The organism is Candidatus Liberibacter sp., assembly GCF_014048425.1.
Lineage (GTDB): Bacteria > Pseudomonadota > Alphaproteobacteria > Rhizobiales > Rhizobiaceae > Liberibacter.
Window position 1 is genome coordinate 1 of record NZ_JACETX010000059.1, and the last position, 5,231, is coordinate 5,231.

Here is a 5,231-nt window from a genome sequence, read left to right on the forward strand (position 1 = left end):
CTTGTGCTATGGTCGTTTCAATCATCTGCGTTCTCCTCAGTGTTCAACGGACGCAACAGTTCTTCACGCTCGTATTTGCTTTCAATCTCTTCCATGTAGTGCTGACTCACTTTTCCCATCGTCTTTCTCCTTTTTAGTTTTTAGTAACCTTGAGCAACCTGATAATCGTATCGGACACTTTTTTCATAAGAGTCTTCGTAAGGGAGGGCTTCTTCCGCCTCACTGGCTTCCCTTTTAATCTCTGCTCGTTCAGTCAAAATCTTCTTCAATTGAAAAAGTACCCTTTGCACAGCGGGTAAGTCGCCTACCAAATTCTCCAACGAATCAAGACGATCAACAGGATGCTCATCAGAAGCGAACACGCCTGCAAAGTTCTCATTGAGGATGTTTTGATAGTCTTTGCACTCTTCAATGACAGGACTCAGAGCCTTGGCATTAGCCTCCAAGTCTCGTTGGATTTCGTTTTCGTGGCTCATTGTCTGCTTCCTATGTTGTTTATGCACAGTTGTTATTCGTTCTTGAATATGGGGGTACTATTACGCATTAGTCATGCTTAGTCAAGTAAAAAAGCATGACTAATGCGTATTATTTTATGGACATTATCCAGAACCTGTGATAGTTATAGGAATAGCTACAACTTAGTCGTGAAATGGAGATTCAAAATGGAAGACGAACCCAAAACAACTGAAGAGTGGGAATTGGACACGTCTAAAGCGAACAAAGATTGTGATGATGAGGTGTGTGAGGGCTGTCAATGAGCACTACATCGTTAAATGGAAAGTACCCCTACAGACTGAATCCAGATGACGTGCTAGCACTAAGATCCCCTGTTCAAGAGCACATCCAAGACGAATTAGACGCTAGACAGTGGTCATATGTGACGTTCGCAGAGAAAGCAGACAGGCCTTTAGAATGGGCACAAACGATGATGAAGGGCAACAAATCCTTGTCTGAAGAAGACGCTCATTTAATAGAAAAAGCATTAGATATAGAGGCATCTTTCTGGCTGGCCATGGATAAAAAATATAGGGCATGGAGAAGCTTTATCAGAAAAAAAAACAGTTAATTTAGATGAAAGATGATGAGCACTGCATTGTTAAATGAAAAGCAAAAAGAGCGGAAACACCCTCGGAGTAAAAGTCAGTATTTGGCTATGTCTCCTGCAAAACAAAAAGCCTATTCCGAAAGGATCAATCGAAAAGCAAAAGAGAAAAGAGCGTTAACACGTGCAAAAAGAGCACTAGAAGAAGCAGAGATAGACGCAAAGATCGCAGATCTAAAGAAAAAGCCCATTGAAGATCTAATTTATAACGAAAGAACATATCGTTAAAATGCATGATGTTTATGCTACTTTTAAAGAACAAGCCAAGGTGGCCATTGGTAATGGCTGGCATCTCATCCCTATCAAAAAGGGAGAGAAAAAGGCTTTGTGGTCGAAATGGCAAAAGAAGCCACTTTCTGTAGATATGATTGATTCTTTGCCTCCTTGCGGATTTGGTGTCTTATGCGGAGTAGGCGACAATCCTGTCTACGGCTTTGACGTCGATATTCAAAAAGAGAATATATCTGAAACCATCACTGCAGAATTCCAAACTCGCTATAGAAATACGGTGACGAGGGTAGGACAACCTCCTAAAATCTTAATACCTTTCACGATGAAAGAGGCAGGGATTAAGAAAACGAAAAGCTATCGTAGCTCTATCGGCCATTTCGAAATCCTAGGACATGGGCAATATTTTGTTGTCTACAATATCCATCCTGCTACAGGGAAAGAATATATATGGTCTAAAGCCCCACATGAAATTAACGTTAAGAATTTACCGTGTTTAGATGTTGAGACTAGAAAAGAAATCTTTGAAGTATCCGTCAATCTTCTTCCTGCCCCAGAGAAGAAGAATACAGAACAAAACGACACCAATACATGGAAATTTCAAGGGAATAGATGGTACACCAATCGTGAAATCATCGCCATTCTTAAGTGCTTAGGTTCAGAATTCTACGACGGTCACCACGATGATTGGATACCTATTATCATGGCTGTTCATCATGAAACCTACGGGCATGGTAAAGAAATAGCTAGGGCTTGGTGCAAACAAAGCAAAACCAAATACAATGCAGATATTTTTAATGCAAAATGGAATAGCTTTGACTTTGAAGAAATAGGAAATGCGGACAAAAAGAGAAGTACTTTTGCTTCCTTGCTGTATGACAAGAAATACAAGCAATGTATCCCTGCGGGGTTAACTTTCGATAGGTTTTCTGATGTTCACATCGCCTCCTTGTTCGCAATCCTAACGAAGGGAATGTACATCTACAACGAGGGGAAGGGTGGCTGGTACAAGAGAGAAAATCACCTTTGGTTGATGTTTTCCACTATAGGGGGAAGCATGCAAGGGCAAATAACTGATTTCCTTTTAGCTTTAAAAAAAGATAGCAGAGACCTTGAAGAGGGGAGTACAGAAAAAGACTGCTCGAGAGCGAAATACGCCAAGCTTTACGCACGCAAGAAAATGGGGGAAACAAGCAAATCTAAATCAGTGCTAGCGATGCTTGAGGCGAAAAGTGAAAACCTCTTCGTCGAAGCTGACAAGATAGGATGCAACGAAAGATACATTGGAAACACAGATGGGATAACCGATCTCGTTACGGGCAAGAAAGTAGACCACAAAACGATACCAAAGGTGATCATCACACGCTCTACAGGGACACCTTGTGTTGAAGGGAAGCCCTCTCGGGAATTTCTTGATGCTATGCTCGTGTACTTTTGTGGTGATGTTAAGCTCATGAACTTCTTTGCTTTAGCTATGGGCATGGCTTTGTTCGGGAACAACAAAGATCAACGCATTTTCAATCTCATCGGTACTGGAGCGAATGGGAAAGGAACTGTCATGAATTTGATTAATTCTGCGTTCGGTTCTCAATACACTAATGCGATCAGTGCAGAAAACTTAAACTCTGTACAAGCTGGGGGTACGAATTCCAGTTTAGTAGCTTCTATGGGCACAAGAATCCTCCAAGTTAATGAAACTAACGAGGGTGCAGAAGTTAACCCTGCCGTTCTTAAAGCCCTATCGGGAGGAGACAAGATTGATATGCGAGATTTGTACTGTCAAAGTCAAACGTCAGTCGCTAGTTTCACAGTAGTATATCTCTCTAATCGGCAACTGTACAACAGGCATCCAGATTCAGCTTGGTGGCGTAGGCTCGTAGTTATTCCTTTCAACGCTCAGTTTGAACGAGACCCTTTGTTTGAAGATGAATTCATTAAAAAGTACTCTCTGGAATGCAAAAAATGGATACAAGAGGGTGCTAGGCAGTTCATTGCAGAAAGAAAACCGCTAGACCCACCAGCAGTATGTCAAGAAGCTTTACAGGAAACCAAGCGGAGCACAGATGACCGTGAAGAATGGTACGAAGACCACGTTAACATCAATGAAGAAGGAATCGTAAGCGTCAAAGAAGCTAATGACCATTTCTTAAGGTATCTAAGGATTAAAGGAAAAGAACGGAAAATAAGCAACAACTATATTAGTTATTTCCTTGCAACTCAAAATCTGCAGAAAGTAGGAAGAGCAATGATAAACGGGGTGAAATCAACGCAATACAAAGGCATAGAACTTCTGCCTCTGAATGAATTTGATAGCATTGACAACAACATCGTTAATTTGGATGATAGAAGATGATGAATATTGACATAGAATGCTACCCAACCCTAGTTTTTAGCCAAGTGATTCTTATTTTTCAATCTTTTGGTGTGTTAGGTGGGGTAGGGCGTGAATTTAAAAGTGATACAACCAGCATGGGAAATGCTGAAACAAGCTTTAGGGGATGAGAAAGCAACCCATATGGCATCATTCTTGAAAAACAAGCAGAAGACGGTACTCTTAAAAGAGATAGCGAGATTTTTCATCCCCTCTTGTGTGGTTAGGGGTTTACACGTGATGGTCATAGCGTCTGCGTATTTTATATGGTTTGACTGTTATCCAACGACAAAAATTGTCGTTTACTTTGTTGTCCTATGGCTTGTTCTATCTTTGATTTTGGCAATTATTTCAGCTGACGTAGAACGGAGAAATCTAGAGAAGCTTAAATATGATCGACTCAATCAAGGTGTAAAGTATATCACTGTATATCTCGATACAATCGAGAAGTCGTTGTATTATAATGAGAGCGACGGTTTTCAGAAAAGTAACTTTAGTGAATATAGGCTTAAAGAAATAATAAACTCCATTGAGAAGATTTTACAACTTCACGAAATAGACCCTTTGTCATCAGATATAAAGGCTAAGGATCTGAGAGATTACTGCGATCACATAGGTACCATAGCGTCTTCGATAATAGCGATTAATTTAGAAAAAGCTAAACAGGTTCGTATTCGCTGGAATGCAGAACATTGATATTCCCGTCCTGAAGGACAGGGCTTTACGGTGTATGCGGGTAAAGCTTTGAGGTGTTGTACTTCTAACGGATAAATAGCTTCAAAAGTATTCCTAATACAATCGGTACCATGAGACCTACGAACCATTTAGTTTGAGTGTTAATTGCGTCTTTAAGCTCTGTTTTAACGTTAGCAATATCTTGCTTAAGTTCTGTTCTAACGTTAGCAATATCTTGCTTAAGTTCTAGCTTAGTATTGGAAATATCTAGTTTAAGTTCTGTTCTAACATCAGAAAGATCTGCTTTAGTCGCAAGAAAAGGCAGTGTTGTTTCCACTTTTGCAAATCGGACTTCAACATTTTCTTTCTGCGATTTTTGTTTTATAGCGGTGTTTGTCATAGCTCCCATTGTATAGAATAAAGATTAAAAGAGTCAATTGGATTAACTCTCCGAGCTAGCTTCTTGACATCCTCCCCGTCCTGAAGAGTAGGGCTTTATGGCGTATGTTGGTAAACGCAAATCATTAAGCAGGAAAGAAAGCTTGAAAAGACAATGCAACCATACCTTCTCACCCTCTCCATTTCATCCATAAAGTCGCACCGATCATTCCTGCAACGGCAAAGATCTTCAAAATCATGTACATAAGCTCTAATTGCATAGGGTTTTTCATGAACCACCTTTTTAATGGGTACAGATCAATAATAAAAACTCAGCACTCCTATTGATACAGAGGGGGAGGGTGATTGACCATTTTAAGCTAAAAGGTTGTTTTTTTATAAAGACTCGACTCTAGGGTGCTAATCAGAATACAGTCTCCGCAGTTCGTATAATTTGTGGAGAGGGTGGTTCTATGG

Annotated in this window: 5 protein-coding genes; 3 read left to right on the forward strand and 2 right to left on the reverse strand. The window is 40.3% G+C overall.

Translation table 11 applies throughout. The features are described from left to right. Window positions 1–140: 140 nt before the first annotated feature. On the reverse strand, window positions 141–476 hold the full coding sequence (locus H0G72_RS05500) for a hypothetical protein (protein ID WP_182017772.1): 336 nt from the start codon (window positions 474–476) through the stop codon (window positions 141–143). A gap of 278 nt (window positions 477–754) precedes the next feature. On the opposite strand from H0G72_RS05500, the gene H0G72_RS05505 reads away from it, so the two are divergent. The 3 genes from H0G72_RS05505 to H0G72_RS05515 all read left to right on the forward strand — a co-directional run bounded on the left by H0G72_RS05505 (window position 755) and on the right by H0G72_RS05515 (window position 4,397). Continuing rightward, window positions 755–1,066, forward strand: a complete 312-nt coding sequence (locus tag H0G72_RS05505; protein ID WP_182017773.1) for a hypothetical protein — start codon at window positions 755–757, stop codon at window positions 1,064–1,066. A gap of 265 nt (window positions 1,067–1,331) precedes the next feature. Further along, the gene (locus H0G72_RS05510) at window positions 1,332–3,683 is read left to right on the forward strand and encodes a phage/plasmid primase, P4 family (protein WP_182017774.1); all 2,352 of its coding nucleotides are present in this window, start codon (window positions 1,332–1,334) and stop codon (window positions 3,681–3,683) included. Between the two features lie 90 nt (window positions 3,684–3,773). Continuing rightward, window positions 3,774–4,397, forward strand: coding sequence for a hypothetical protein (locus tag H0G72_RS05515; protein ID WP_182017775.1), 624 nt, complete (start codon window positions 3,774–3,776; stop codon window positions 4,395–4,397). 64 nt (window positions 4,398–4,461) lie between these two features. Here H0G72_RS05515 and H0G72_RS05520 read toward each other — a convergent pair whose 3' ends face one another. After that, on the reverse strand, window positions 4,462–4,776 hold the full coding sequence (locus H0G72_RS05520) for a hypothetical protein (RefSeq protein ID WP_182017776.1): 315 nt from the start codon (window positions 4,774–4,776) through the stop codon (window positions 4,462–4,464). Between the last annotated feature and the right edge of the window lie 455 nt (window positions 4,777–5,231).

Excerpts from the sequence above, each read along its gene's own strand:
- H0G72_RS05500 (WP_182017772.1), bottom strand. The coding sequence starts at position 476 with ATGAGCCACGAAAACGAAATCCAACGAGACTTGGAGGCTAATGCCAAG.
- H0G72_RS05505 (WP_182017773.1), top strand. The coding sequence starts at position 755 with ATGAGCACTACATCGTTAAATGGAAAGTACCCCTACAGACTGAATCCA.
- H0G72_RS05510 (WP_182017774.1), top strand. The coding sequence starts at position 1,332 with ATGCATGATGTTTATGCTACTTTTAAAGAACAAGCCAAGGTGGCCATT.
- H0G72_RS05520 (WP_182017776.1), bottom strand. The coding sequence starts at position 4,776 with ATGACAAACACCGCTATAAAACAAAAATCGCAGAAAGAAAATGTTGAA.